Source organism: Mesorhizobium sp. DCY119, from assembly GCF_003590645.1.
In the GTDB taxonomy this organism is placed as follows: Bacteria; Pseudomonadota; Alphaproteobacteria; order Rhizobiales; family Rhizobiaceae; genus Mesorhizobium_M.
On sequence record NZ_CP031834.1, the window covers coordinates 4,142,405 to 4,166,968 of the forward strand.

Below are 24,564 nucleotides of genomic sequence, written 5' to 3' on the forward strand. Positions count from 1 at the left end.
AATCCCGCACAGCCTGTGCCGATTGTAGCCCATTATCATGAATATGGTCATCGCCTAAATACGGGGTCAGATCAAAAGGAAAGAGATCGTGACCAGCATCGAACAGTCAGGCACTTTCACCCTGGGGAACCGCACCGTGAAGCGGCTAGGCTATGGCGCCATGCAGCTTGCAGGCCCCGGCGTGTTCGGCCCGCCGAAGGATCATGACGCTGCGCTGGCCGTGCTGCGCGCGGCCGTGGCAGCCGGTGTGAATCACATCGACACCAGCGACTTCTACGGCCCGCATGTCACCAACCGGATCATCCGCGAGGCGCTGCATCCCTATGCCGACGATCTCGTCATCGTCACCAAGATCGGCGCGCGGCGCGGCGCGGATGGATCATGGCTTCCGGCGTTTTCGCCTGAAGAACTGACCCAGGCCGTGCATGACAATCTGCGCAATCTCGGGCTCGAGGCGATGGATGTGGTCAATCTCCGCATCATGTTCGACACGCACGGCCCCGCCGAAGGGTCGATCGAGGCGCCGCTTTCCGCTCTGGCCGAGCTTCAGCAGAAGGGCCTTGTCCGTCACATCGGGCTGAGCAATGTCACGCCGACGCAGATCGCGGAAGGACGCGGGATTGCCGAGATCGTCTGCGTGCAGAACCAGTACAATCTGGCGCATCGCGCCGACGACGCCCTGATCGACGATCTCGCCCGCGACGGCATCGCCTATGTGCCGTTCTTTCCGCTCGGCGGATTCAACCCGCTGCAGTCGTCAACCTTGAACGATGTCGCCAAGCGCCTCGGCGCGACGCCCATGCAGGTCGCGCTAGCCTGGCTGCTGCGCCGCGCGCCCAACATACTGCTGATCCCGGGCACCTCGTCGGTCAGGCATCTGCAGGAAAATCTCGCCGCGGGTGGGTTGGTGCTGAGTCATGATGTGGTGGCGGAGCTGGATGCTGTGGCCAGGATCGCCGCGTGACGGCACACAGGACTGTTGTCGCATTCCGACATCAGCACAAGCTCACGTAACGCCAGCGATCATTCGGGGCGATCCCAGGCCCTGTGGCATGAAAAGCTTTCCAATGCGACGATTCCGTGGGTTGAACGGATCGCCGCACTGGAGAGCTTGCCCGACAGAGGTCGCGTTTCTAAAAGGGGCCCTGCAAGGCAAGCGAACATTTTAAGGCGAGCCCGTCCGGCTAATGTTGGGGCGTCTTAAGTGTCGTTAATTCGGCATACGCCCAATATAGGATGATTTTATGAATCAAGAGCTCTTTGTAGCAAAACCAAATAAGGTGAAATTGCTGCTCTCAACAATATTTCTCCTTACGATATCTGCTATTGCGATTTACTATCTCCATAGAGGGCCAGACCAAAGCAGTCTGCGAATCGTGCTCCGGGAAGGTTATTTATTTTATCCTATATTTGGATTTGGGCTTTTGATTTTTCTAGCGCTCTCGGTTGGAGGCCTCTATCGGCTCCTCTCGGGTGCAAAAGGTCTGATAGTCAATCATGACGGCATCAACTTAAATGGTTCATTGCTGGTGAAATGGAACGATATAGCTGCTTTGGAGCATTATGAGGATTTCACGTCCTCGCATCTGACGGGATACAAAATTATCCTCAAAGATCCGGAAGGTTACTTATCCGCGCACAAACAACATCCGCTGTACAAAAGGATGGTGTCCAATCAGAAAACCATATCGACGCCCGTGGCGGTTTATACGAACAGTCTGAACATGGATCACGACAGATTTAATTCCGTTGTAGGTCACTTTCTTCGCAAAAATGCCTGAACCGGTCAGTTGGAACGCGTCGGGCTTTGCCGACGGAAAATCGGCGGTGGCTGCCTTCGCGTTGTCACCAAGTGGGCCACATCGGGCTGAGCAACCTCACACCGGAGCAGATCGCGTAAGGACGCCGGATTGCCGAGATCGTCTGCGTGCAGAACCAGTACAATCTGGCGCATCGCGCCGACGACGCCCGTGCAACGGCCCGCATCATTTGGTTGGTGCCGCTGGTTTCCGGTTCTTCACCGCCGATGATGTGAGGCTGGATGGCGGGTGGACGAAGTTCCCGATCCTGCCAGAGACCAAATGGATTTTCAGCAGCGTAGGGAAGTGGTCATCCCGCCCTTTTCGGCTATTCCGAAGGCACCGGGCAAGAGAGGTCGCCTTCCTGACAATTCAGATAGGCTTTCAATTGCCTGGTGCGATCCTTGGTCAGTTCAGCCTGACATGCAGCGACAACCATCGGCGCAGCAGAGCCGCCATCATCGCCGCTGGATTGGAAAGTGCATTCGGCATTGCGGAATGCAATCCACGCTCTTTGCGCCTTGACAAAACGCGCCTTTCCATCGGCGTCGTCAGCAATTCTCGTTTGAATTTTCTTGAAAGTCTGGTTCAGCGCCTGATCGGCTTTTTTGAAGTCCGAGGATGGGTCAGCAAGCGCTGCGGTGATGGAAAACGACAGCGTAGCAATGGCGGCAAGCAGAAAACGCATAGTTGTATTCCCCCAAGGTAAAGCACTTATAGGTAATCACGCGTGAAGGCTGTCGGCAAGCATTGGCAAGCCATAAGGTAAGCGAAACGTTGATCATCCCAGCAGTGCTTTGGTACCCTGGTTCGCAGCTTCTATCGAAGCGGCTTCAAAGGCCCTAAAGCGCGTCTCGTTGTCGTTGATCCTGCTACTGTCCCCGCGTGTTTCAGTGACCGGAAATCACACATGGCGCTGACCGACAGGCAGCAGCGCCCCGTCGCCGGGCCTCAAACCCTACTCCGCAGCGATCTTGCCCTCTGTCGCATAGGTGCTCTGATACAGCGCGCGCTGGCGGTTCAGGGCCACCATGGTGTTGCGCAGTAGGATCGCGACCGTCACCGGGCCGACGCCGCCCGGCACCGGCGTGATCCAGGAGGCCACGTCCTTGACGCTGTCGGTGTCGACATCGCCGACGATGCGGGTCGAGCCGTCGGGCGCGGTTTCGGCGTTGATGCCGATGTCGATAACGGCGGCGCCCGGCTTCACCATGTCGCCCTTGATCAGGCGCGGCTTGCCGACCGCGACGAACAGCGCGTCGGCACGGCGCGTATGGGCGGCCACAGAGCGTGTCATGTGGTGGCACACGGTCACGGTTGCGCCCTCGCTCATCAGCAGGAAGGCGATCGGCTTGCCGACGATTTCGGAATGGCCGACGACGACCACTTCGAGGCCCTTCAGGTCGAGCCCGGTGGCTTTCAGCATTTCCACCGAGGCGGCCGCCGTGCAGGGCGCCAGCTCGATCTCATTGTAGACGATGTTGCCGATCGAGGCCGGGTGCATGCCCTCGACATCCTTCAGCGGGTGCACCGCCGCCTGGATCGCCTTGATCGGGATATGCGCCGGCACCGGCCGCTGGATGATGATGCCGGTGACGCGCGGGTCGGCATTCATGCCGTGGATGGCTGCTTCCAGCTCGGCTGCCGTCGTTTCCTGCGGAAAGCGGCGCTCCTCGAAATCGATGCCGCCGAGTTCGGCCTTGGCACGCTGGTTGCGCACATAGACGTCGACGGCCGCCACGTCGCCGACGGTGATCGAAACGAGGCGGGGCGGAAAACCTTCTTCGACAGCCTTGTCGGCTGCCGCGCGCACTTGCGCGATGATGCGGGCTGCGACGGGCGCGCCCTTCAGATAGCGTGTGTCGTCGAGAGGCATTTTTTAGCTTCCTTCGGCGGACAGGATGGCCGGCAATCCGTTGCCGGACTTCATATGGAATGCTGTCTGGAACTTCCCACCATCAAGAATAATATTTTCACAAAAGGAAAGTCCAGAGCGATTTCGCTCTCACTGCCGCCTATAGCCGATTTCGGCCCGCTTGGCAGTGCGACAAAACGAAAGGGCAGGAGCTGGTTTATTGGAAATGTCGTGCAGGCGTTGCCGCAATCGCGTCAGGCTATCGCCATTTCGCGGCTGCCTTGTTTTTACGGCTGACTGCGTCTCTCAAAGCGAAAGGGCAGCACGATCCCCATCATGCTGCCCTTGCTGCGGCGGCGAAAACCGCCGCTTCCGGACCGTCCCCCGGAAATAATCGAATCGGGTCGGCCGCTACATTACCACGACCTGCGTGCCGATTTTCACGCGATCATAGAGGTCGACGACATCCTCGTTGCGCATGCGGATGCAGCCGGAAGACACCGCACCGCCGATCGTCCAGGGCTGGTTGGTGCCGTGGATGCGGTAGAGCGTCGAGCCGAGATACATGGCGCGCGCGCCGAGCGGGTTTTCCGGCCCACCCGCCATATGGACGGGCAGCACGCGGCCCTTGGCGCGCTCGCGCACGATCATCTCCGCCGGCGGCCGCCAGTCCGGCCATTCGCGCTTGGCGGTGACCTTGTGGGTGCCGGCCCATTCGAAGCCCGGCTTGCCTGTGCCGACGCCATAGCGCCGTGCCTCGCCATTGGCTTGTACGAGGAAGAGGAAATTCTGCTTGGTATCGATGATGATCGTGCCCGGCTTGTGCGGGCCGTCATAGGAAACCTGCTGCGGCAGATACATCGGGTCGATCTGCCGGCGCACCTCGCGCTTGGCCGGTGCCGGCGCGACGATGCCCGCGGTGCGCTGCGCGTCCGGCTGCGGCTGCTGGCGCCGCTGTGCCGGGGCATAGCGCTGGTCGAAGCGCGGCTCGACCGCATAGGGCTGGACCTGCACCCCGGCCGGGATTTGCTGCCGCACCTGGCGCACCTGCCGGCGCACCACCTTGCCCGGCTGCTGGCCGAGCTGCATCACCCAAGGGGCGGAAAGATCGGGGCTTACCACCACCGGCGGGCGTTCTGCGTAGCGGTCGTTGGCGAAGGCTGCTGACGCCATGCTGACAGCAAGGGCCGTGGCCCCCAGTAGAAAAAGATGTTTCATCGGACGCACTCTCGAACTCGATCGTCATCAACAGGCGGGGATTGCACCCCCTCCGTGTGCGATGTTGTCCGCCAGTGGCAACCGAAACGTGAATCGGAATGCGCAAAAAGCCAAACCGCGTTTAAACCTTTTGGTGTGGTTACCGCCCGGTTCAGGAATCTGGTAAAGGCCGGGTAAAAATGGAAAGTATTAGGAAATGGAAACAGTAAAAACCGGTCTGGTCGAAGGCGAAGACGGCGTCACGCGCTGCGCCTGGCATGGCAATCTGCCGGATTACCAGCACTACCATGACCACGAATGGGGCCGCCCCGTGGCCGACGACCGGCGGCTGTTCGAAAAGATCTGCCTTGAAGGTTTCCAGTCCGGCCTGTCGTGGCTGACCATTCTGCGCAAGCGCGAGGCGTTCCGCGAGGGTTTTGCCAATTTCGAGTATGAGCGCGTTGCCGAATTCACCGACGCAGATGTCGAGCGCCTGCTGGGCAATGCCGGCATCGTGCGCCACCGGGGCAAGATCGTCTCGACCATCAACAATGCCAAGCGCGCCCGCGAACTGGCAGCGGAGGCGGGCTCGCTCGCCGCCTGGTTCTGGAAGTTCGAGCCCGGCGCCGACGAGCGCCCCGCCAAAGTCGACTATGCCTCGCTGATCGCCAACCCGACCACGCCGACCTCCACCCGCATCTCCAAGGAATTGAAGAAGCGCGGCTGGAGTTTCGTCGGCCCGACCACGGTCTACGCCTTCATGCAGGCGATGGGGCTGGTCAACGACCATATTGAAGGCTGCGTCTGCCGCGCCGAGATCGAAAGCGAGCGCGCTGCCTTCAAGCGGCCGACATAAAACTTCGGTGTTGCCTTATTTCACTAGTCGCTGATGGATCGCGCCCGCATAAGGGAGCGTGAGGAGCGACACGGTGAGGAATTTCGGGTGACGGTAGAAGCGTTGACGGACAAGGGGCAGGCGCGCGGCTTGTTTGCCGAGATCGGCATGCTTTATCTGCGCGTGGCGACCGTGCTACTTGCCCTTATCGGCATCTTTGCGCTCGTCGGCACACAACTGGGCTGGTTCACGCCCGATATGCCGACGGCCAAGAAGGTCCTGCAGATCGACCGCCCCGCAAGCATTGCCGGGGCGCAGAGCATCCGGTCGAAGCTGATCCCTGTCGACACGAGCCGGCGGTACCGGATCGGAACCGACATTCGCGTGCTGCCCAAGGAAGACGGCTCGCCGCAGATTTCCACCGTCTATCTCGGCGTCCAGACCTATGACGCCAAAGGCAAGGCGCTGAATTCCGGTCCCGGGCCTTACCGCTTTGCCGGCGCTGCGAATGTTCAGATCAACTCGCAGGATGGCTGGACCCGCCTCGAGGGCGTGATCGCCGAGGAAGGCGACGAGAGCCACTACCAGTTCCGGCCCGGCACAAAGGCCGTCGAAGTCATCGTCATGCCCAACTACAAGGCCGACAAGAGCGTCGTCAGCGAACTGCGCAACGTGGAATTCACGCAGATCATCGAGCTGGACAATAACGAGGATCAATGAGTGCTGCCGCGCGAGCGGCCGGACGCCGGTTCACTCCGCCGCCACCAGCACCCTACCCTCCGGCACGCCGGCAGGTTTTTCGCCGCCATAGGCCCAGTCGAGCAATTTTACCGTGTGCACCACCGGCATGTTCGCAGCCGACGCGATCTGCGTGATGCAGCCGATATTGCCGGTGGCGACGATGTCGGCGCCGGTCGCCTCGATGTTTTTCACCTTGCGGACGCGCAGCCGCGCCGAAATCTCCGGCTGCATGATGTTGTAGGTGCCGGCCGAGCCGCAGCACAGATGCCCTTCGCGCGGCTCCTTCACGATGAAGCCGGCGCGGGCCAGAAGCTCCTTGGGCTGGCGCGTAATCTTCTGGCCGTGCTGCATCGAGCACGCTGAATGATAGGCGACCGTGAGGCCGGGCTTTTGCGCCGGTTCCGGCAGGTCCAGCGTTGCCAGATATTCGGTAATGTCCTTGGCCAGTGCGGAAACACGCGCCGCCTTTTCGGCATAGGCGGGGTCGAGCCGCAGCATGAAGCCGTAATCCTTGATCGTCGTGCCGCAGCCCGACGCGGTGATGACGATGGCGTCGAGCCCGACCTGCTCGATCTGGCGCGTCCAGGCGTCGACATTCTGCCGCGCCGAGGCAAGCGCCTGCTCCTCGCGGCCCATGTGGTGGACGAGCGCGCCGCAGCAGCCCTCGCCTTGCGGCACCACCACCTCGACGCCAAGCCGCGTCAGCAGCGAAATCGTCGCCTCGTTGATGCCGGGCTCCAGCACCGGCTGGGCGCAGCCGGTGAGGATGGCAACGCGGCCACGGCGGGTGCCCGACGCGGCATGGCTGCCCGGTGATGCCATCGCTGACTTTTCCGGGACAGTGGCGGGCGCAAGCTTCAGCATCGCCGCCAGGGGTTTAAGCGCAGCAACCTTCTCGAACAGGCCCACGAACGGCCTGCCCAGCTTCGCCAGCTTCAAGGCCGCGCGAAAGCGCGCCGGATGCGGCAGCACGAAGGCAAGCAGCGCCCGGATGGCGCGGTTGGGCAGCGGCCGCCTGTAGGTTTTCTCGATATGGGCGCGGGCATGATCGACCAGATGCATGTAGTTCACGCCGGACGGGCAGGTCGTCATGCAGGCCAGGCAGGACAGGCAGCGGTCGATATGGGTGACGATCTGCTTGTCGGCCGGGCGGCCGTTTTCCAGCATGTCCTTGATCAGGTAGATGCGCCCGCGCGGGCTGTCGAGCTCGTTGCCGAGCGTGACATAGGTCGGGCAGGTCGCCGTGCAGAAGCCGCAATGCACGCATTTGCGCAGGATCTTCTCCGATTCCGCGACATGCGGATCGGCGAGCTGCGCGGGGGTGAAACTGGTCTGCATGGCGCCCTTTTGTCTTCCTAAATAAACCAGCCGTTCGGATTGCGGATCGGCTCGCCGCGACCGACCGCCTGCAGGCCGATGATGCAGCGGGCGATGAACCAGACGGCGACGGCAAACAGCATGAAGAAGCCGACGACCAGAACGATGAGAACCGCGGAAACCAGGCCATAGAGCAGGCCGATCCAGAAGGTGCGGATCAGCCAGGTGTAGTGGGTCTCGACCCAGGCTTCCGACTTGCCGCGATTGATATAGGCCAGCACGATGCCGACCAGCCCGCTAATGCCGATGACGAGGCCGGCGAGATAGAGAATGTAGATGACCTGCGCATTGGTTGCGCCCGGTTCCAGCCAGCGGTCGGTCTGGCGCGGTGCGGTCGGCCCGTTGTTGATATCGCTCATGACTTGCCCCCAGTTGCAGCATCGAGCGTAGCAGACTTGCCGAGTGGCACCATACGGCCCGGATTGAGGATGCCCTTCGGGTCGAACTGTTCTTTCAGCCGCGCCGAGAGGCCGGCAAGGGCCGGCGGCTGCGGCTCAAACACGGGAAGCGACGCGCGCAGCGAATGGTTGGCGCGCACCAGCGTGGCGTGGCCGCCGCCGAATTTGCGGACCAGCCGGCGCAGCAGGTCGGCTTCGGGATCGGCCTGAAGCCGCAGCCAGACGAGGCCGCCCTGCCAATCGTAAAAGGCGTCGGTGGCCTCCTCCATGCGCAGCGCCATGACCATCGCATGGGCCTGCGCCGGCGCCATCGAAACGCGCCAGACGGGCCGTTCGGCGCCGTCGGCGAAGGGCGTGCAGTCGCGGATATCGCGCCAGATCGCCTTTGAAGCATCGCCGGAAATCTCGTCGATTGGGCCGGCGTTTTTCAGGAGATCGATGAGCTTGCCGGTGCGGAAGGCGACCGACGGGCCGAAGCCTTCAACGCGCAGCAGCGTGGCGGATGCACCTTTCAACGCGCCGCTGGCGATGCTGCCGGCAAGGTTTTCCGGCACATGCGCCGCACTTGAAACTTCCTCGCTCGAACCGAGCGCCAGCGCCATGGCGGCGCTCGCGCCATCGTCGAAGAGGCCGCGAATGGCGAGCGTCACTTCGGTTTCGGCGGCAGGCAGAACCTTGAAAGTGACGTCGGTCAACACGGCCAGCGTGCCCCACGAGCCGGCCATCGCCTTCGACAGGTCGTAGCCGGTGACGTTCTTCACCACGCGGCCGCCGGACTTGAACGCCTCGCCGCGCCCGGAGACAGCGTTGATGCCGAGGATATGGTCGCGCGCGGCACCCGCCTTGAGGCGGCGCGGGCCGGCGAGATTGGCCGCCAGCACGCCGCCGATGGTGCCGCGTCCGGCGGGCTGCCCAAGCAGCGGACCGTAATCCATGGGCTCGAACGCGAGTTCCTGCCCGTGATCGGCCAGCAGCTTTTCGATCTCGGCAAGCGGCGTGCCGGCCCGCGCCGACAGCACCAGCTCTTCCGGCTCGTAGAGCGTGACGCCGGTGAGGTTTGAGACGTCCAGCGTGTGTTCAGTCTGGAGCGGGCGGCCCAGGCCGCGCTTGGAGCCGTGGCCGATGATTTCCAGTGGGGATTCATTGGCCAATGCCCACTCGACGGCGGCGAGCGCCTCAGTGGGAGTTGTGGGGGTGAAGGTGGTCATGGCGCCAACGCTTTCTCCCCCCTTGAGGGGGAGATGGCTGCGAAGCAGCCAGAGGGGGTCAGTTCGGCAGTGCTCTGCCGTAAAAACAAGTCGAGTCCAGTGGAGGGGGGCCCCTCTCCGTCTCGGGCTCCGCCCGAGCCACCTCTCCCCCATTTCATGGGGGCGAGGAACGCAAGTTCTGTAAAGTTGCGACCTCGGCGAGTGCCGGTTCCTCGCCCCTGCGAAGCGGGGGAGAGGTGTCGAGCGCAGCGAGACGGAGAGGGGGCGATCATAGAGAACCGTCCCCTGCCTTGTTGGTCCTCGCAAAAACGAACAGCAAATCCGAGGCAACCACCTCTTCGCTCAGCCTTCCGTCCAATGCCGCAAGAATGGTTTCGCAAACGCTCGCCAAGTTCTTCACCGCATCAGCGCTCCAGAAACGAATGACCGAATAGCCTTGGGCGCGCATGAATTCGTCGCGGCGCCGGTCGTAGGAACTCTCGGCATGCTGGCTTCCATCCAGTTCAACGACCAGCTTCGCGCTTCGGCATGCAAAGTCAGCGAAATACGGCCCCAACGGCATCTGGCGGACGAATTTGTAACCGCCCAGTTTTTTGGCTTTCAGTTGGTTCCAGAGGGTGGCTTCCGCTTGGTTGTCGCCATGGCGAAGTTGCCGGGCTCGCTCGATGCTTTCGGGTGAGCGGCGGCTAGAGGGGTCGGTAATCCCCCTCTCCGTCTCGGGCTTTGCCCGAGCCACCTCTCCCCGCAAGCGGGGCGAGGAACCCCCGTTCTGAAAGGTCCCCATCAAAACCTCGGAATGTCGGGGAACGGCAGTTTGCCGCCCGAGATGTGCATGCGGCCGAGTTCGGCGCAGCGGCGCAGTTGCGGGAATACCTTGCCGGGGTTAAGCAAATGGTTGGGGTCGAAGGCGCATTTGACGCGCATTTGGTGGTCGAGGTCGATCGGGTTGAACATTTCCGGCATCAGGTCGCGCTTTTCGACCCCTACACCGTGTTCGCCCGTCAGCACGCCGCCGACCTTGACGCAGAGGCGCAAAATGTCGGCGCCGAAGCTTTCGGCCTTGTCGAGTTCGCCGGGGACGTTCGCATCATAGAGGATTAGCGGGTGGAGGTTGCCGTCGCCGGCGTGGAAGACATTGGCGACGCCGAGGCCGTATTGCTCGGACAGTTCGCGCATGCCGGCGAGCACCCGCGGCAGTTCCTTGCGCGGAATGGTGCCGTCCATGCAGTAATAATCCGGCGAGATGCGGCCGACCGCCGGGAATGCCGCCTTGCGCCCGGCCCAGAAAGTCATGCGTTCCTGCTCGGATTGCGAGATGCGGCAGGTGGTCGAGCCGTTTTTCAGCGCGATGGCCTCGACGCGATCGATGAGATGGTCGACCTCAACGCCCGGCCCGTCGAGCTCGACGATCAGCAGCGCCTCGCATTCAAGGGGATAGCCGGCATGGACGAAATCTTCCGCCGCGTGGATCGCCGGGCGGTCCATCATTTCCATGCCGCCGGGAATGATGCCGGCGCCGATGATGTCGGCCACGCACTGGCCGCCCTGCTCGCTGGTCGGAAAGCCGATCAGCAGCGCGCGCGCCGTTTCGGGCTTGGGCAGGATGCGCACGGTGACTTCGGTGACGACGCCCAAAAGCCCTTCCGAGCCGGTCATGATGCCGAGCAGATCGTAGCCCTCGCTGTCCAGATGCTTGCCGCCGAGGCGGATGACCTCGCCATTCATCAGCACCATTTCGATGCCGAGCACATTGTTGGCGGTGAGGCCGTATTTCAGGCAGTGCACGCCGCCGGAATTTTCCGCGACATTGCCGCCGATCGAGCAGGCGATCTGGGAGGATGGATCGGGGGCGTAGTAAAAGCCCTCCTGCTCGACGGCGGTGGTGATGCCGAGATTGGTGACGCCCGGCTGCGCGGTGACGGTGCGGTTGGGATAGTCGATCTCGAGAATGCGGTTGAAGCGGCTCATGACCAGCAGCACCGCGTCTTCCAGCGGCAGCGCGCCGCCCGACAGCGAAGTGCCCGAGCCGCGTGGCACGACGCGGATCTTGCGGTCGTCGCAATATTTCAGGATGCGGGAAACCTGCGCCACCGTTTCGGGCAGCACGACCACCAGCGGAAGCTGGCGATAGGCGGTGAGCCCGTCGCTTTCGAAGGCACGCATTTCGTTGACGGCATCGACAACCCCCTCGCCCGGCACGATGATGCGCATGTCGGCGACGATCTCGGCGCGACGTGAAAGCGTCGATTGATCGGGTGCCGGCATGGCCAGACCGGACATGGGTTCGCTCCTCAGGATACTGGTAAAAAGCTTTTACCAGTTATCGACGCCGCCTGTAAACCGGGACCGGTTCATTTGATTTTGCCCGCCATATCCGTCCAATTGGATAAATAAATTGACCAGTTATGCCCGATGCCGTTATTCTCGGCAGATTATCGGCCTCACCGGACACTTCGCTTGAGCGAGATTTTTTCCAGGATCGAGCATTCGCGCACCGCTGACGAGGTGGTGCAGCAGATCGAGAGCCTCATTCTCGAGGGTGTGCTGCGCGTTTCAGATCGCCTGCCCGGCGAGCGCGAACTGGCGCGCCAGTTCGACGTGTCGCGGCCGATCCTGCGCGATGCGCTGAAAGCGCTGGAAATACGCGGGCTGATCGTGACCCGCCATGGCGGCGGCACCTATGTTGCCGACGTCATCGGCCAGGTCTTTACCAAGCCGATGCTCGACCTGATCGGCACGCACAGCAAGGCGGCCTCCGACTATCTCGAATATCGCCGCGAGATCGAGGGCGTGGCGGCCGAATATGCCGCGCGCCGCGCCACCGCCGACGACCGCGCGCTGCTGGAGCGCATCATGCAGCGCATGGAAGCGGTGCATGAGCGCGTCGACTTCGAGGAAGAAGCCGAGATCGATGTCGAGTTTCATCACGCCGTGGGCGAATGCGCGCACAACATCATCCTGCTGCACACGCTGCGCTCCTGCTATCGCCTTTTGTCGGACGGCGTGTTCCAGAGCCGGCTTCTGGTCTATGCCCTGCCCGGCGCGCGCGACGAACTGCTGGCCCAGCATCGCGCCATCCATGAGGCGGTGGCGGGCGGCGAGCCGGCCAAGGCGCGCAAGGCGGCGATGGACCACATAACCTATGTCGAACGCGCGATGACGGAGGCCGAACGCACCGGCGACTGGCAGCGCGTATCGAAACTGAGACTGCGCCAGCGCTCCGAAGCGGGCGATGCGGCGCGCAAGACCGGAACCGGGAAGTAGCCAGGAATAAAGACGAATGTCACAAATCCTCACCATCGACGACCTCAAGAACAAGGCCCGCCGCCGCGTGCCGAAAATGTTCTTCGACTATGCCGATTCCGGCTCGTGGACCGAAAGCACCTACCGGGCGAACGAGGAAGACTTTTCCAAGATAAAATTCCGCCAGCGCGTGCTGGTCGACATGGACAATCGCTCGCTGGCCTCGACCATGATCGGCGAGAAGGTGGCGATGCCGGTGGCGCTGGCCCCGACCGGATCGACAGGCATGCAGCATGCCGACGGCGAGATGCTGGCGGCGCAGGCGGCGGAAGAATTCGGCGTACCGTTCACCCTGTCGACGATGAGCATCTGTTCGATCGAGGACGTTGCCTCGGTGACGAAGAAGCCGTTCTGGTTCCAGCTCTATGTGATGCGCGACAAGGATTTCGTCTACAACCTGATCGACCGGGCAAAGGCTGCGAAATGCTCCGCGCTGGTGCTGACAGTCGACCTGCAGATGCTGGCGCAGCGCCACAAGGATTTGCGCAACGGCCTCTCGGCACCGCCGAAGATGACGCCGAAGACCCTGTTGGACATCGGCAGGCGTCCGGGCTGGTGGATGGGCATGCTGGGCACGCCGCGCCGCAGCTTCGGCAACATCGTCGGCCACGCCAAAGGCGTGTCGGATCTTGCTTCGCTGTCCTCATGGACGGCAGAGCAGTTCGACCAGAGCCTGTCATGGGACGACGTTGCCTGGATCAAGGAACGCTGGGGCGGCAAGCTGATCCTGAAAGGCATTCTCGACAAGGAAGACGCCATCATGGCAGCAAAGACGGGGGCGGATGCCCTCATCGTCTCCAATCATGGCGGCCGCCAGCTCGACGGTGCGCGGTCTTCGATTTCGGTGCTGCCGGAAATCATCGAAGCCGTTGGTGACAGAATCGAGGTTCACTTCGACGGCGGTATCCGATCGGGCCAGGATGTGCTGAAGGCGTTGTGCCTTGGCGCGAAGGGGACCTATATCGGCAGGCCCTTCCTGTACGGGCTGGGCGCGATGGGCAAGCAAGGCGTGACGACCACACTGGAAATCATCCGCAAGGAGCTGGACATGACGATGGCCCTGTGCGGCAAGCGACTGATCACGGACGCCAGTAAGGAGATGCTCTGCAGATGACGCCGGAGCGCATGAAGAACCGACGGCGGGCGCATTGAGCACAGGCATTCATTATCTCGACGCTGCCGGCCCCGAAGGCATGCGCATCTATGCGATTGGTGACGTGCATGGCCGGCGCGACCTGCTGGAAATGATGCATGCGCGCATCAAAAGCGAACTGGAGCGGGACGCTCCGGCCGACTGGCGCATCGTCCATCTCGGCGACTATGTCGATCGCGGGCCGGACTCCAAGGGCGTTGTGCAGTTTCTGATCGACGCCGAGAAACGCGACAGCCAGATCATCTCACTGGCCGGAAACCATGATCGCGGTTTTCTCGATTTTCTGGCGAACCCCGAGCCAGAGGGACTGTTTGCGCGCTATGGCGGCAAGGAGACCGCGCTTTCCTACGGCGTCGACATCGATTTCACGAGCGCGGAGCAATGCAGGAAAGGCCACGCCTTGCTCATGGCTGCCGTGCCGGCAGACCATGTGACCTTTCTCGCCGACCTGCGTTATTCGGCGAGCTTCGGCGACTTCTTCTTCTGTCATGCCGGCATCCGGCCAGGCCTCCCACTCGACCGGCAGGACAGCCAGGACCTGATCTGGATACGCGGAGAATTCCTGAACTATCCGTATCTGCACCCGAAGGTGGTCGTGCACGGCCACACGCCGCATGACGAACCTGAAGTCATGGCCAACCGGGTCAATGTCGACACCCTTGCCTACAAATCGGGCAAGCTGACCGCGCTCGTCATAGACGGTGCGCAAAAGCGCATTTTGTACGGTGATTGCTGACATGAGCGCGTGATCTGAGCGTGGCACTGCAGGATTGAAACCGGAGAAACCATGGAACTGAACGCGCTTCTGCCCTTTCTCGGGCATTCCGAACAAGACAGCGGACTGTCCGATCTGCTGGCAACCGCGGGGTTCGATGTCTCGCTGATGCCGGGCCGGGCGCAACGCGGTGGCGGGACTGGACATTGCGAGCTGAATGCCCTCGGCATCGAGCTCGCGTTCCAGTTTCACACGGATTACAAACATAGCTACGGCGTGCCCATGGATGGCGGCAAGGCGATCCTTTCAGCCATCTTCGTCTATGGTCAACCCGCCAAGAAGCGGAAGGCCTATGTCGGCCCCATACCCTTCAGCAGCGGCCCTATCCACGACCGAGACGACGCCCTGCGCGAATTCGGCGTTCCCTATCACACGGAAGAGGAAGACGGCGAGATCGACTGGGATCACTGGATGAAAGGCAACGTGCAGGTGGGCGCGTTCTACCGGGAGGACACGTCGCTAAAGTACGTATCCTTTACCGTTCTGCTGAAGACGACAGTCGAAAAACTGAACCGCCTGGCCTCCGGTCGCCCCTGACGGGAACGACCCGCAGCGCCTTAATAACGGGCGGCGGTGACGCCGTAGCCGTCGACCACATTATGGTCGCCGGCAGCATCGGCAGCATAGATGCCGAGACCGCCAATAACGATGGCGGAGAGCATTGCAAAGGACAGTAAAGCGGCTTTCACGGCGGTCATCTCGGTTGCGGCTTCCTGCATCTCTTCATGAAATTATTACGAATGTGTTTCGCTTCGGCGGGCGGCCCGTCGGATGGTTAACCCGGTTTGTTGGCGGAAGCGGCGTCCTTCTAGGCTTTCGGCCTCCGGGACGTCCAGTGCTCGAAAAGCACACAGTCACGTAATCTTACGGACGTGTTATTTTTGCCACGTACAAAAGAGGTAGATGGCCCTCAGATGGTCGCTACCCAGGCGCGGGCAATCGACAAACCGGTGGCGTCGGCCTCGGCTCCGTGCGCTGCCGCCTCGTCCTCATGACGTTCGAGCCAGCCGGGCTGGCGCTCGCGCAGGAGGTCCGGGAAGGACGCGTTCCAGTAGCGGACCAGCGGCTGGTCCGCCTCGAAATGGAACTGGAAACCATAGGCCGCGCGGCCGATGCGGAACGCCTGGTTCTTCGTCGCCTCGTTGGCGGCGAGATGCACCGCGCCGTCAGGCAGCGTGAAGGTGTCGTCGTGCCACTGGAAGCTTGAAAAATCCTTCGGCAGCGCGCCGAGAACGGGGTCGGCCTCTGCACTTTCCGTCAGCGAAATCCGCCGCCAGCCGAATTCGGGCGAGGTGCCGATCAGGTTCTCGCCGCCGAAGGCCCGTGCCATGAGCTGGCTGCCGAGGCAGATACCGAGCACGGAACGATCCTTGGCCTCGAAATCACGAATCAGGTCGAGAAGGGCCGGAATATAAGGATACTTGTCGTCGGCCAGCGCATTCTGCCCGCCGCCGAGCACGACGATGGCATCGTGTTCGCTGGCGTCTTGCGGCATGGCATCGCCGTGATGGGCATTGCGCAGGTCGATTTCGGCACCGGCTTCGCGCAATGCGGCGCCGATCTGGCCGAGACCGGTATTGTCGTAATTCTGGACGACCAGCACCCGCATGAAGGACCCTCGCAATGACAAACTCTCCAGCCCCGATATCATGCGCGGCAACCGCCAAAAAGAGAGGAACGGATATGCCACTGCAGAACCGGGTCGATCCCTTCGGCGACATCCATGCCGTGCCGGCGCGCGGCCTGTTCACGGGAAACCGCGGCGTCATCCACGACCCGGCAACGCGTACGCTGTTGAAGCGGCGTTGGGCGACCCGCGCCTGGATAATCTGCGTGTGCGAATTTCGCGGGCGTCGGCGCGATGTGATGGGCCGCAATACGCCGAGCGGCAATGCCGGCTGGACCGAGCTTTTCTTCCTCGACGAGGTGACCGCGCTGGCCGCCGGCCACCGGCCCTGCTTCTACTGCCAGCGCGAGCGGGCGAAGGAGTTTGCGGGGCTTTATGGCGAGGCATGCGGGGTGGAAAAGCCAAAAGCGCCGGAGATGGACGCGCGGTTGCATGGCGAGCGGCTGGCAGCGGGTGGCCGGGCGGTGGCGCTGAAGGCGGGTGCGTTGGAGCGCCTGCCGGATGGGGCGATGGTGGCGCGGGGCCCTGATGCTTATGCAGTTCATCGGGGCAGGCTTCGGCGCTGGAGCTTCGAGGGTTATGAGGTTCCGCGCGGGGACTTTGATATTGCATCGCCGGGATTTTCGTTGCTGACGCCGCCGACGACGGTTGCGGTGCTGCGGGCAGGGTATGAGCCGGTTTGGCATGAGAGTGTCGAGGCGTCCTGAGAGGTTTGGCGCTGCCCCTCATCCCGCTGCCGCGACTTTCTCCCCGTATAGTGACGGCGAGAAGGGGGAAGCGTCAGCGTTGCGGCCAACCTTCTTCTCCCCGTTTACGGGGAGAAGGTGCCGGCAGGCGGATGAGGGGCAGCATCAAGGTTCTAAGATTCAGGCTCCGTTGATGAGACTTGACCTCCCCGCTCCGCTCCAGCATTCATCCGCCATGCGTGCAAACTACAAAATGCAGCGGCTGTTCGTGCCGCAGGACCTCGCCAGGGATGCCGTTTTCGAGACGGGCACGGAGCAGAGCCATTACCTCATCCACGTGCTGCGCCTGAACGAAGGCGCGGAACTGCTCGTCTTCAACGGCCGCGACGGCGAATGGCTGGCGCGGATCGAGGCCAAGACCAAAAAAGCGGTAAAGCTGCGCGCGGTCGAAGAGACGCGGCCGCAACCGCCACTCCCCGACCTCGTCTATTGCTTCGCGCCGTTGAAGCAGGGTCGGCTCGACTATCTCGTGCAGAAGGCGGTCGAGATGGGTGCGGGCGTGCTGCAACCCGTCATCACCCAGCACACCCAGATCGCCAAGCCCGGCATCGACCGGCTGCGCGCCAATGTCGTGGAAGCCGCCGAGCAATGCGGCATTCTTGCTTTGCCTGAAGTGCGCGAGGCGCAGAAATTCGACAGGCTGATTGCCGGTTGGGAAGCGGACCGGCGGCTGATCTTCTGCGACGAGAGTGCGGAGACCAACAATCCCCTGCCCGCCCTTCAGGCCATCACCGAGCGCAAGCTCGGCCTGCTGATCGGCCCGGAAGGCGGCTTCTCCGAAGACGAGCGCCGCCAGCTCTATGCCCTGCCCTTCGTCACCGCCATCCCGCTCGGCCCCCGCATCCTGCGCGCCGACACGGCGGCCGTGGCGGCGATGGCGGTTTTGCAGGCGACGATCGGCGACTGGTGAACAGGCACTACGCGAACTCTACAGCGCCGGCCGTCTGACGCGGTTTGCTGCGCTTCCGGTGCTCACGGACCAGAACGTCCGCTCCGCTCCGGTTCTCGCAAACCACGCCAGACGTCTATGCGCAGCGAGTTCTCGCAGCACCTGTATCAATGCCGCTCACCGCTGGTGAAAAAGCAATTTCGCTGACCCTTCGGCAAAACCGAGTTTCTCATAGAAGGGAACTAGCCGCTCCGGGCAATACAGCTCGAAACTCGACACGCGCGCCAGCGACGGCAGGCCGATGATCCTGTCCACGATCGCCTTGCCGACGCCCGACCCGCGGAAATCCGCGTGGACGATCACGTCGAAAATCATCGCCTTGAAGGTGAAATCCGTCAGCACCCGCGCGAAGCCGATCAGCCGGTCGTCGTCGGTGCAGCAGCCAAGCACGATATCGGAATGCTTCAGCATATGGGCGACATCGTCGAAGCTGCGATCCCTGGTCCACCATTCCTGCCGGTAAAGCTCGAACAGTTCCTGCTCACGGCCGCCGCCAAAATGCTCGATCCATGTGAAATTCATGCGGTAATGCCCTCCGGGTTGGGAATGTGCGGTTCAAGGCACGGCCCACTGTCGTTTTGAGCATGATTTTCGACGCTTTTTCGATTCGCCAGCATGCTCAATTTGAGTTGAACCAAAGTTCAGGATTTTTCGCTTGATCGCGAGATATGATTGCGTCCATCAAGCGCGACGCTTTTTTTGAGCGGCGAGAGGGTAGACCATGGCGCGTGACACCACCGATTTCCGGCCGATCGAAGGCGTGGACGAACTCGTCGCCTATCTGGCCGAGGGAAACAAGCCGCGCGAAAAATGGCGCATCGGCACCGAGCACGAGAAATTCCCCTTCTATGTCGACGGCAACAGCCCGGTGCCCTATGGCGGCGACCGCGGCATCCGCGCGCTTCTGGAAGGCATGCAGCGCACGCTGGGCTGGGAGCCGATCGTCGATGCCGAGCGCATCATCGGCCTGGTCGAGCCGACCGGACAGGGCGCGATTTCGCTGGAGCCCGGCGGACAGTTCGAGCTTTCCGGCGCGCCGGTGGAGACGATCCACCAGACCTGCCGCGAGGGCAATGCGCATCTGGCGCAGGTGCGCGAAATCGCCGAGCCGCTCGGCATCCGCTTTCTCGGCCTCGGCGGCAGCCCGAAATGGACACTGGCCGAGACGCCGCGCATGCCGAAATCGCGCTACGACATCATGACCAATTACATGCCCAAGGTCGGCACCAAGGGCCTCGACATGATGTACCGCACCTGCACGATCCAGGTGAACCTCGACTTCTCCTCGGAAGAGGATATGCGCCGCAAGATGCAGGTCTCGCTGAAGCTGCAGCCGCTCTCGACGGCGCTCTTCGCCAACTCGCCCTTCACCGACGGCCACGCCAACGGACTGCAGAGCTGGCGCGGCGATATCTGGACCGACACCGACAACCAGCGCTCGGGCCTCTTACCCTTCTGCTTCTCGCCGGAGTTCGGCTTTGCCGATTATGTCGAATGGGCGCTCGACGTGCCGATGTATTTCGTCATCCGCGACGGCCACTATCACGACATGACCCACATAACCTTCCGCCAGTTCATGGCAGGGGCTGCGCACAAGGAGCTGACGGACGGCATGCCGACCATCGGCGACTGGGCCAATCATCTGTCGACGCTGTTTCCCGACGTGCGGCTGAAGCGCTTTCTGGAAATGCGCGGCGCCGACGGCGGGCCGTGGCGGCGCATCTGTGCGCTGCCGGCCTTCTGGGTCGGGCTGCTCTATGACGCGGAAGCGCTGGATGCGGCCGAAGCGCTGACGAAAAGCTGGACCTATGAGGAAGTGCTGGCGATGCGCAACGCCGTGCCGGCGCAAGGCATCGGCGCGCCGTTCCGCAACACCGACCTGCGCGAGGTTTCGCGCGAGGTGCTGGCGATTTCGCGCAAGGGCCTGAAGAACCGCGCCCGGCTGAACCGCGACGGCTATGACGAGACGACGTTCCTCTCCACGCTCGACGAAGTCGTGGCGCGCGGCACCACCAGCGCGCAGGAAATGCTCAACGCCTATCACACGCGCTGGGGCGGCTCGATCGAGCCGGCTTTCCTCGAATATGCGTATTAACGGTCTCTGCATTCACCCGTAACAATCCCGTAGGCGGGTTCACGGGTTTGGGTTAGGCTGCTTCCCGGCGAGACACTCCGAGGAGATCGAAAATGGCTTCACTATTCGACATGCTGACGAATGCCCAGAACGGCAACGGCATGGATGCGCTGGCGCGGCAGTTCGGGCTGTCGCCGCAGCAGGCGCAGTCGGCCGTCGCGGCCTTGCTGCCGGCCTTTTCGCAAGGGCTTAAGCAGAACACCGCCGACCCCTATGGCGCCGGCGCATTTCTGAGCGCAATGGCGAGTGGCCAGCACGCCAAATATTTCGAGAACCCGGCGGCAGCCTTCTCGCCTGCCGGCATGGCGGAAGGCAATGGCATTCTCGGCCATCTGTTCGGCTCGAAAGATCTTTCGCGGGCGGTTGCGGGCCAGGCGGCGCAAGCCACCGGCATCGGCCAGGATGTGCTGAAGCAGATGCTGCCGGCCATCGCGACGATGGTGATGGGCGGGCTGTTCAAGCAGTCGACCAATCAGGTTCAGGCAGCCGGTCTTGGCGGCGGCAGCAACAATCCGCTGGGTGACATCATCGAGCAGATGATGCGCCAGGGTGGCATGGGCGGCGCTGCCCAACAGCAGCAGGCGCCGCAATCGGCGAGCCCTTCGGACAACCCGCTCGGGCAAATCCTTGAAGGCATGTTCGGCGGCGGCCAGGCAGGCCAGCCGCAGAGGCAGGCGCAGGCTCCCGCCGGCGACAATCCGCTCGGCCAGATTCTCGAGGGCATGTTCGGCGGTGGCGCGCAAACCAAGCCCACCGGCAGGGCGCAGCCATCGGGACAAAACCCGCTTGGCGACAACCCGCTTGGACAAATCCTCGAAGGCATGTTCGGCGGTGGACAGGCCGGACAGCAGCCCACTGGCCGCGCGCAGCCGCAGGGTCAGAACCCTCTCGGCGACAATCCACTCGGCCAGATTCTCGAAGGCATGTTCGGAGGCGGCGCGGCTCAGCCGAGCGGCAGGGCACAGCCAAAAGCACAGCCGCAGGCCGCTCCGAGCGGGCAGTCGAAGAACCCGTATGACGATCTGTTCGGCAAGATGTTCGAAACCGGCGCCCAGCAGCGCGACGACTACCAGAAGGGCGTGGAATCGATCTTCGAGCAGTTTACGCGAGGCATGGACCGGCGGCGGTAACAAAGACCGCTCCGCTGCTGATGAGCAAACGCCTTGAACAGATGCGCCGCAATCCGCAGGGCGACTGGTCTATTCAGGATGTGAAGGCTGTATGTAAAGAGGCTGGAGTGCAGTGTTTGCCACCGCGATCGGGTGGCTCGCACTACAAGGTGTTTCATCCGCCGCATCCTGAAATTCTGACTGTGCCTTTCAAACGTCCCATCAAAGCCGTATATATTCGTAAATTAGTAGCTTTCATCGACGAGGTGAAAAATGGCTGACAGACTTGAGTACCCGGTCGTCATTGAGCCTTTGTCCGCTGAAGATGGCGGCGGATTTTCCGCTGTGGTCCCCGATCTTCCCGGCTGCATGAGTGATGGCGATACGCCCGAACAGGCGATTGCGAATGTGCAGGATGCCATCGCGGTGTGGATCGAGGCAGCGCAGGATCTCGGCCGTTCGATTCCGCGCCCTTCCCGCCACTTAGCCTTGGCTTGATCCCATAACAAAAATGCCCGGTCCGCGAGGACCGGGCAGCGTGCAGGCGGGCCGGAGGGAAACCGGCAGGGAGTGGGGAGCCTGCAGAAACTCAGGCGTCGGGTCTAATGTACCCGGCGGGCCATGTCTTCGATCACGTCCGAGCGGGCGCTGACCATCGAGCCGAGGCGTGCGGTCGGGTCGACGCCAAACGGCAGGTCGACGACGACGTGGAGATCGGCGCGCGTCAGGCCGATATCGGCCAGTTCATGGTCGGTCATTTCGCCCATTCGGTAGAATTCGCGGCGATTTTTCAGGGCGCGATATGTATTGAAGAGCCAGTTCACGACGCGAAACGCAGTCACCGGACGGACTGCAGGCTGCATCGTCTTGGCGGCGTAATCGATCGTGGTCATGGCACTCTCCTTTCAAGGGCTCGGACACAGGAAACCGCTCCGCACGGTGACGCGCTGATCGCGCTCCGCATCGGTGTTTTGCGTCGCTTCCTGTGGACGCTTATGACTTTGCCATCGCCGTATTGATTAATCCAACGAATGTTTTTAATCTTTATCATCAACATCGATGATGGATGAAAGTCATGGCCGCGCCGCTCGATCTCGATCAACTGCAAACCTTCATCATGATTTCCGACACCGGCAGCTTCACCAGGGCCGCCGACGAGGTTCACCGCACGCAATCGGCGGTTTCCATGCAGATGCGCCGGCTGGAAGAGCGCATCGGCAAGCCGCTTTTCGAAAAGGACGGGCGCACCAACAAGCTGACCGAGGAAGGCGAGAAGCTGCTCTCCTATGCCCGGCGGCTGATCCACCTCAACCGCGAGACGCTGGCCGCCTTCGACGACCGCAGCCTGGAAGGCACGATCCGCATCGGCACGCCCGACGACTATGCCGACCGCTTCCTGCCCGAGATCATGGCGCGCTTTGCCCGGTCGAACCCACGCGTCGAACTGACCGTCATCTGCGAGCCGACCTTCAATCTGGTCGAGCACATCAAGCGCGGGCATCTCGACCTGGCGCTGGTGACGCATGACGACGTGAAGGGGCAGTCGGAAGTGGTGCGGCGCGAACCGCTGCTATGGGTGAGCTCGGCCAACCACGCCACGCATGAGCAGGAAATCCTGCCGATGGCCTTCGGCCGCCCAACCTGCATCTGGCGGCGCGGAGCCTGCGACGTGCTCGACCGCATGCAGCGCGACTATCGCATCCTGTTCACGAGCTGGTCGGCCACCGTCATCACCGCCGCGGTGCTTTCAGGACTGGCCATCTCGGTGCTGCCGGAATGCGCACTCAGGCCGGGCATGCGCGTGCTTGGCGAGGCCGACGGTTTCGGCGCCCTGCCCGACTGCAAGATCGGCATCATGCGCGGCCACACCGCAAGCGCCCACATCGTCGAGGCGCTGGCCCGGCACATCGCCGAAAGTCTCGACAACATCTCGGTACCGGCTGTTCAGGAAACGGGCACGTTCGATTTTGCAGCACTTACCGGGATTCGCAGCAAGCGGCTGAAGCCTAGCCATGTCATGCCGGGGTGGTGAGGCGGCGCTGCGAAAACCTTCTCGCTAGGGGCTATCGCATGTGCATTCTCCGATGGCCTGCGTGGTGGAAATACCCCCACCCCTACCCCCTCCCCACAAGGGGGAGGGGACGATTTCGTCGCCGTTGCCACCAAGAACGGTAAAGATTCGGGTTGGGCGGCCGTGCAGCAAAGTTCCCCTCCCCCTTGTGGGGAGGGGTTAGGGGTGGGGGTATTTCAAATGCGATTACCCAACCGCAAACTGAGAGAAGGCAGCCGACAGAAATACTGGCGACCACTCAGAACCTGTCGACCACACTGATCCCCGTCCCATCAAAACGGTCCATCTGCATCAGCGCCACGGGCGCTTCTGCAAGGCTGATGCGCTTGCCGACAAGCTTCTGCGGCTTCAGCTTGCCGGTTTCGAGCATGTCCATCATGGCCTTGTAGCGGAAGGCCTGCATTCCGTGGCTGCCGACGATCTGCAGCTCATGGGCGATGACCTTGTCCATCGGCACCTGCGGCGTGGCGTGGTCGCCGAGCATCAGCCCGACCTGAACGTGACGGCCGCGCCGGCGCAGGTTGGCGATGGAATTGAAGCAGGTGGAAGGGTGGCCGAGCGCGTCGACCGAGACATGCGCGCCGCCCTTGGTGATTTCCTTCACGGCTGCAACGACGTCCTGCTCTGCGCCGTTGACGGTGGCGACGGCGCCGAGCTCTCGGGCGAAGGCGAGCTTTTCCTCGGTGAGGTCGATGGCGACGACATTGGCGCCCATGGCGGTGGCGATCATGATCGCCGACAGGCCGACGCCGCCGCAGCCATGCACCGCCACCCATTCGCCGGGCAGCACTTTCGCCTGATCGACGATGGCCCGGAACGAGGTGACGAAGCGGCAGCCGAGGCTTGCGGCGGTGACGAAATCCAGCTCTTCGGGCAGACGCACCAGATTGGTGTCGGCATAGTCGATGGCGACATATTCGGCGAACGAACCCCAGGCAGTGAAACCCGGCTGGAACTGCTGTTCGCAGACCTGGTGATTGCCCGAATTGCATTCGTGGCAATGGCCGCAGCCACCGACGAAAGGCACCGTAACCCGGTCGCCGACACGCCATTGCGTGACCTGGCGGCCAACCGCCTGCACTGTTCCGGCAAGTTCGTGGCCCGGCACATGCGGCAGCACGATGTCGGCGTCATGGCCCATCCAGCCGTGCCAGTCGCTGCGGCACAGCCCGGTCGCCTCGACCTTGATGACCACGCCGTCGGTCGAAGGCTTCGGGTCCGGCACGTTGCGGACGGCTGGCGCTTCGCGGAAATGCTCGAACAGAACAGCTTTCATCGATAATCCCT

General features: G+C 62.5%; 28 protein-coding genes and 1 pseudogene. 16 read left to right on the forward strand and 13 right to left on the reverse strand.

Annotated elements, in window-relative coordinates; all coding sequences use genetic code 11:
- Nucleotides 1–88 precede the first annotated feature (88 nt).
- The 3 genes and pseudogenes from DZG07_RS20120 to DZG07_RS20130 form a co-directional block, all read left to right on the forward strand.
- Complete coding sequence (locus DZG07_RS20120) at nt 89–964, forward strand: aldo/keto reductase family oxidoreductase (protein ID WP_119820143.1); 876 nt, start codon at nt 89–91, stop codon at nt 962–964.
- Between the two features lie 280 nt (nt 965–1,244).
- Entirely contained in the window at nt 1,245–1,781 is a 537-nt protein-coding gene (locus DZG07_RS20125; protein WP_119820145.1) for an STM3941 family protein, read from the forward strand.
- 71 nt (nt 1,782–1,852) lie between these two features.
- A pseudogene (locus DZG07_RS20130) lies at nt 1,853–1,969 on the forward strand (oxidoreductase); the annotation flags it as partial.
- A 158-nt stretch (nt 1,970–2,127) separates the two neighbouring features.
- On the opposite strand, the gene DZG07_RS20135 reads toward DZG07_RS20130, so the two are convergent.
- From DZG07_RS20135 to DZG07_RS20145, 3 genes are all read right to left on the reverse strand, one after another.
- Nucleotides 2,128–2,487 (reverse strand): lysozyme inhibitor LprI family protein, encoded by a 360-nt coding sequence (locus tag DZG07_RS20135; protein ID WP_119820147.1) that lies wholly within the window; start codon nt 2,485–2,487, stop codon nt 2,128–2,130.
- 270 nt (nt 2,488–2,757) lie between these two features.
- Complete coding sequence (locus tag DZG07_RS20140; RefSeq protein WP_091914401.1) at nt 2,758–3,675, reverse strand: bifunctional 5,10-methylenetetrahydrofolate dehydrogenase/5,10-methenyltetrahydrofolate cyclohydrolase; 918 nt, start codon at nt 3,673–3,675, stop codon at nt 2,758–2,760.
- Between the two features lie 390 nt (nt 3,676–4,065).
- Nucleotides 4,066–4,872, reverse strand: coding sequence for a L,D-transpeptidase (locus tag DZG07_RS20145; RefSeq protein WP_119820149.1), 807 nt, complete (start codon nt 4,870–4,872; stop codon nt 4,066–4,068).
- Nucleotides 4,873–5,068: 196 nt separating this feature from the next.
- Between DZG07_RS20145 and DZG07_RS20150 the strand changes: the two genes are divergently transcribed.
- On the forward strand, nt 5,069–5,707 hold the full coding sequence (locus tag DZG07_RS20150) for a DNA-3-methyladenine glycosylase I (protein WP_119820151.1): 639 nt from the start codon (nt 5,069–5,071) through the stop codon (nt 5,705–5,707).
- Nucleotides 5,708–5,794: 87 nt separating this feature from the next.
- Nucleotides 5,795–6,406, forward strand: coding sequence for a hypothetical protein (locus DZG07_RS20155; RefSeq protein ID WP_119920291.1), 612 nt, complete (start codon nt 5,795–5,797; stop codon nt 6,404–6,406).
- A 30-nt stretch (nt 6,407–6,436) separates the two neighbouring features.
- On the opposite strand, the gene glcF is transcribed toward DZG07_RS20155, so the two are convergent.
- The 5 genes from glcF to DZG07_RS20180 all read right to left on the reverse strand — a co-directional run bounded on the left by glcF (nt 6,437) and on the right by DZG07_RS20180 (nt 11,690).
- Nucleotides 6,437–7,765 (reverse strand): glycolate oxidase subunit GlcF, encoded by a 1,329-nt coding sequence (glcF, locus tag DZG07_RS20160; RefSeq protein ID WP_119820152.1) that lies wholly within the window; start codon nt 7,763–7,765, stop codon nt 6,437–6,439.
- Nucleotides 7,766–7,782: 17 nt separating this feature from the next.
- On the reverse strand, nt 7,783–8,163 hold the full coding sequence (locus DZG07_RS20165) for a DUF4870 domain-containing protein (protein WP_091914391.1): 381 nt from the start codon (nt 8,161–8,163) through the stop codon (nt 7,783–7,785).
- Complete coding sequence (glcE, locus tag DZG07_RS20170; RefSeq protein ID WP_119820154.1) at nt 8,160–9,410, reverse strand: glycolate oxidase subunit GlcE; 1,251 nt, start codon at nt 9,408–9,410, stop codon at nt 8,160–8,162. Before glcE ends, DZG07_RS20165 begins: the two co-directional genes overlap by 4 nt.
- A 268-nt stretch (nt 9,411–9,678) precedes the next feature.
- A complete protein-coding gene (locus DZG07_RS20175; RefSeq protein WP_119820156.1) occupies nt 9,679–10,194 on the reverse strand; it encodes a DUF559 domain-containing protein in 516 nt (171 codons plus the stop codon).
- Entirely contained in the window at nt 10,194–11,690 is a 1,497-nt protein-coding gene (locus DZG07_RS20180) for an FAD-linked oxidase C-terminal domain-containing protein (protein ID WP_119820158.1), read from the reverse strand. Before DZG07_RS20180 ends, DZG07_RS20175 begins: the two co-directional genes overlap by 1 nt.
- A 177-nt stretch (nt 11,691–11,867) precedes the next feature.
- Here DZG07_RS20180 and DZG07_RS20185 point away from each other — a divergent pair, with 177 nt between their 5' ends.
- The 4 genes from DZG07_RS20185 (at nt 11,868) to DZG07_RS20200 (ending at nt 15,178) form a co-directional block, all read left to right on the forward strand.
- Nucleotides 11,868–12,674 carry an FCD domain-containing protein gene (locus DZG07_RS20185; RefSeq protein ID WP_091914383.1) on the forward strand — a complete coding sequence of 269 codons (807 nt, stop codon included), beginning with the start codon at nt 11,868–11,870 and terminating at the stop codon, nt 12,672–12,674.
- A gap of 16 nt (nt 12,675–12,690) precedes the next feature.
- On the forward strand, nt 12,691–13,827 hold the full coding sequence (locus tag DZG07_RS20190) for an alpha-hydroxy acid oxidase (RefSeq protein WP_119820159.1): 1,137 nt from the start codon (nt 12,691–12,693) through the stop codon (nt 13,825–13,827).
- A 79-nt stretch (nt 13,828–13,906) separates the two neighbouring features.
- Nucleotides 13,907–14,602 carry a metallophosphoesterase gene (locus DZG07_RS20195; protein WP_119820161.1) on the forward strand — a complete coding sequence of 232 codons (696 nt, stop codon included), beginning with the start codon at nt 13,907–13,909 and terminating at the stop codon, nt 14,600–14,602.
- Between the two features lie 51 nt (nt 14,603–14,653).
- On the forward strand, nt 14,654–15,178 hold the full coding sequence (locus DZG07_RS20200) for a hypothetical protein (protein WP_119820164.1): 525 nt from the start codon (nt 14,654–14,656) through the stop codon (nt 15,176–15,178).
- A gap of 20 nt (nt 15,179–15,198) precedes the next feature.
- Here DZG07_RS20200 and DZG07_RS24375 read toward each other — a convergent pair whose 3' ends face one another.
- Both DZG07_RS24375 and DZG07_RS20210 read right to left on the reverse strand, forming a co-directional pair.
- Nucleotides 15,199–15,330 carry a hypothetical protein gene (locus DZG07_RS24375; protein ID WP_281004542.1) on the reverse strand — a complete coding sequence of 44 codons (132 nt, stop codon included), beginning with the start codon at nt 15,328–15,330 and terminating at the stop codon, nt 15,199–15,201.
- A 221-nt stretch (nt 15,331–15,551) separates the two neighbouring features.
- Nucleotides 15,552–16,250 (reverse strand): type 1 glutamine amidotransferase, encoded by a 699-nt coding sequence (locus DZG07_RS20210; RefSeq protein WP_119820167.1) that lies wholly within the window; start codon nt 16,248–16,250, stop codon nt 15,552–15,554.
- 74 nt (nt 16,251–16,324) lie between these two features.
- Between DZG07_RS20210 and DZG07_RS20215 the strand changes: the two genes are divergently transcribed.
- Complete coding sequence (locus tag DZG07_RS20215; protein ID WP_119820170.1) at nt 16,325–16,975, forward strand: hypothetical protein; 651 nt, start codon at nt 16,325–16,327, stop codon at nt 16,973–16,975.
- A 214-nt stretch (nt 16,976–17,189) separates the two neighbouring features.
- Entirely contained in the window at nt 17,190–17,924 is a 735-nt protein-coding gene (locus tag DZG07_RS20220) for a 16S rRNA (uracil(1498)-N(3))-methyltransferase (protein WP_119820173.1), read from the forward strand.
- A 156-nt stretch (nt 17,925–18,080) separates the two neighbouring features.
- Here DZG07_RS20220 and DZG07_RS20230 read toward each other — a convergent pair whose 3' ends face one another.
- Nucleotides 18,081–18,485 (reverse strand): GNAT family N-acetyltransferase, encoded by a 405-nt coding sequence (locus tag DZG07_RS20230; protein WP_119820178.1) that lies wholly within the window; start codon nt 18,483–18,485, stop codon nt 18,081–18,083.
- 199 nt (nt 18,486–18,684) lie between these two features.
- Here DZG07_RS20230 and DZG07_RS20235 point away from each other — a divergent pair, with 199 nt between their 5' ends.
- The 4 genes from DZG07_RS20235 (at nt 18,685) to DZG07_RS20250 (ending at nt 21,704) form a co-directional block, all read left to right on the forward strand.
- Nucleotides 18,685–20,058, forward strand: a complete 1,374-nt coding sequence (locus DZG07_RS20235) for a glutamate--cysteine ligase (RefSeq protein ID WP_119820181.1) — start codon at nt 18,685–18,687, stop codon at nt 20,056–20,058.
- Between the two features lie 92 nt (nt 20,059–20,150).
- Nucleotides 20,151–21,227 (forward strand): DUF937 domain-containing protein, encoded by a 1,077-nt coding sequence (locus DZG07_RS20240; protein ID WP_091914364.1) that lies wholly within the window; start codon nt 20,151–20,153, stop codon nt 21,225–21,227.
- A gap of 20 nt (nt 21,228–21,247) precedes the next feature.
- Nucleotides 21,248–21,487, forward strand: a complete 240-nt coding sequence (locus DZG07_RS20245) for a type II toxin-antitoxin system HicA family toxin (protein WP_119820184.1) — start codon at nt 21,248–21,250, stop codon at nt 21,485–21,487.
- Nucleotides 21,480–21,704 (forward strand): type II toxin-antitoxin system HicB family antitoxin, encoded by a 225-nt coding sequence (locus DZG07_RS20250; protein WP_119820187.1) that lies wholly within the window; start codon nt 21,480–21,482, stop codon nt 21,702–21,704. The genes DZG07_RS20245 and DZG07_RS20250 overlap by 8 nt, the downstream gene beginning before the upstream one ends.
- A gap of 104 nt (nt 21,705–21,808) precedes the next feature.
- Here DZG07_RS20250 and DZG07_RS20255 read toward each other — a convergent pair whose 3' ends face one another.
- Nucleotides 21,809–22,099, reverse strand: coding sequence for a DUF1127 domain-containing protein (locus DZG07_RS20255; protein ID WP_091914359.1), 291 nt, complete (start codon nt 22,097–22,099; stop codon nt 21,809–21,811).
- Nucleotides 22,100–22,281: 182 nt separating this feature from the next.
- On the opposite strand from DZG07_RS20255, the gene DZG07_RS20260 reads away from it, so the two are divergent.
- Complete coding sequence (locus tag DZG07_RS20260; RefSeq protein ID WP_091914357.1) at nt 22,282–23,238, forward strand: LysR substrate-binding domain-containing protein; 957 nt, start codon at nt 22,282–22,284, stop codon at nt 23,236–23,238.
- 277 nt (nt 23,239–23,515) lie between these two features.
- Here the strand turns inward: DZG07_RS20260 and DZG07_RS20265 are convergent, their stop codons facing one another.
- Nucleotides 23,516–24,553, reverse strand: coding sequence for a zinc-dependent alcohol dehydrogenase family protein (locus DZG07_RS20265; protein ID WP_119820190.1), 1,038 nt, complete (start codon nt 24,551–24,553; stop codon nt 23,516–23,518).
- Between the last annotated feature and the right edge of the window lie 11 nt (nt 24,554–24,564).

Coding starts and splice junctions, on each gene's coding strand:
- DZG07_RS20125 (WP_119820145.1), top strand. CDS start 1,245: ATGAATCAAGAGCTCTTTGTAGCAAAACCAAATAAGGTGAAATTGCTG.
- DZG07_RS20135 (WP_119820147.1), bottom strand. CDS start 2,487: ATGCGTTTTCTGCTTGCCGCCATTGCTACGCTGTCGTTTTCCATCACC.
- DZG07_RS20140 (WP_091914401.1), bottom strand. CDS start 3,675: ATGCCTCTCGACGACACACGCTATCTGAAGGGCGCGCCCGTCGCAGCC.
- DZG07_RS20145 (WP_119820149.1), bottom strand. CDS start 4,872: ATGAAACATCTTTTTCTACTGGGGGCCACGGCCCTTGCTGTCAGCATG.
- DZG07_RS20150 (WP_119820151.1), top strand. CDS start 5,069: ATGGAAACAGTAAAAACCGGTCTGGTCGAAGGCGAAGACGGCGTCACG.
- glcF (WP_119820152.1), bottom strand. CDS start 7,765: ATGCAGACCAGTTTCACCCCCGCGCAGCTCGCCGATCCGCATGTCGCG.
- DZG07_RS20165 (WP_091914391.1), bottom strand. CDS start 8,163: ATGAGCGATATCAACAACGGGCCGACCGCACCGCGCCAGACCGACCGC.
- glcE (WP_119820154.1), bottom strand. CDS start 9,410: ATGACCACCTTCACCCCCACAACTCCCACTGAGGCGCTCGCCGCCGTC.
- DZG07_RS20175 (WP_119820156.1), bottom strand. CDS start 10,194: ATGGGGACCTTTCAGAACGGGGGTTCCTCGCCCCGCTTGCGGGGAGAG.
- DZG07_RS20180 (WP_119820158.1), bottom strand. CDS start 11,690: ATGTCCGGTCTGGCCATGCCGGCACCCGATCAATCGACGCTTTCACGT.
- DZG07_RS20190 (WP_119820159.1), top strand. CDS start 12,691: ATGTCACAAATCCTCACCATCGACGACCTCAAGAACAAGGCCCGCCGC.
- DZG07_RS20195 (WP_119820161.1), top strand. CDS start 13,907: ATGCGCATCTATGCGATTGGTGACGTGCATGGCCGGCGCGACCTGCTG.
- DZG07_RS20200 (WP_119820164.1), top strand. CDS start 14,654: ATGGAACTGAACGCGCTTCTGCCCTTTCTCGGGCATTCCGAACAAGAC.
- DZG07_RS20210 (WP_119820167.1), bottom strand. CDS start 16,250: ATGCGGGTGCTGGTCGTCCAGAATTACGACAATACCGGTCTCGGCCAG.
- DZG07_RS20215 (WP_119820170.1), top strand. CDS start 16,325: ATGCCACTGCAGAACCGGGTCGATCCCTTCGGCGACATCCATGCCGTG.
- DZG07_RS20220 (WP_119820173.1), top strand. CDS start 17,190: ATGCGTGCAAACTACAAAATGCAGCGGCTGTTCGTGCCGCAGGACCTC.
- DZG07_RS20230 (WP_119820178.1), bottom strand. CDS start 18,485: ATGAATTTCACATGGATCGAGCATTTTGGCGGCGGCCGTGAGCAGGAA.
- DZG07_RS20235 (WP_119820181.1), top strand. CDS start 18,685: ATGGCGCGTGACACCACCGATTTCCGGCCGATCGAAGGCGTGGACGAA.
- DZG07_RS20240 (WP_091914364.1), top strand. CDS start 20,151: ATGGCTTCACTATTCGACATGCTGACGAATGCCCAGAACGGCAACGGC.
- DZG07_RS20245 (WP_119820184.1), top strand. CDS start 21,248: ATGAGCAAACGCCTTGAACAGATGCGCCGCAATCCGCAGGGCGACTGG.
- DZG07_RS20250 (WP_119820187.1), top strand. CDS start 21,480: ATGGCTGACAGACTTGAGTACCCGGTCGTCATTGAGCCTTTGTCCGCT.
- DZG07_RS20255 (WP_091914359.1), bottom strand. CDS start 22,099: ATGACCACGATCGATTACGCCGCCAAGACGATGCAGCCTGCAGTCCGT.
- DZG07_RS20260 (WP_091914357.1), top strand. CDS start 22,282: ATGGCCGCGCCGCTCGATCTCGATCAACTGCAAACCTTCATCATGATT.
- DZG07_RS20265 (WP_119820190.1), bottom strand. CDS start 24,553: ATGAAAGCTGTTCTGTTCGAGCATTTCCGCGAAGCGCCAGCCGTCCGC.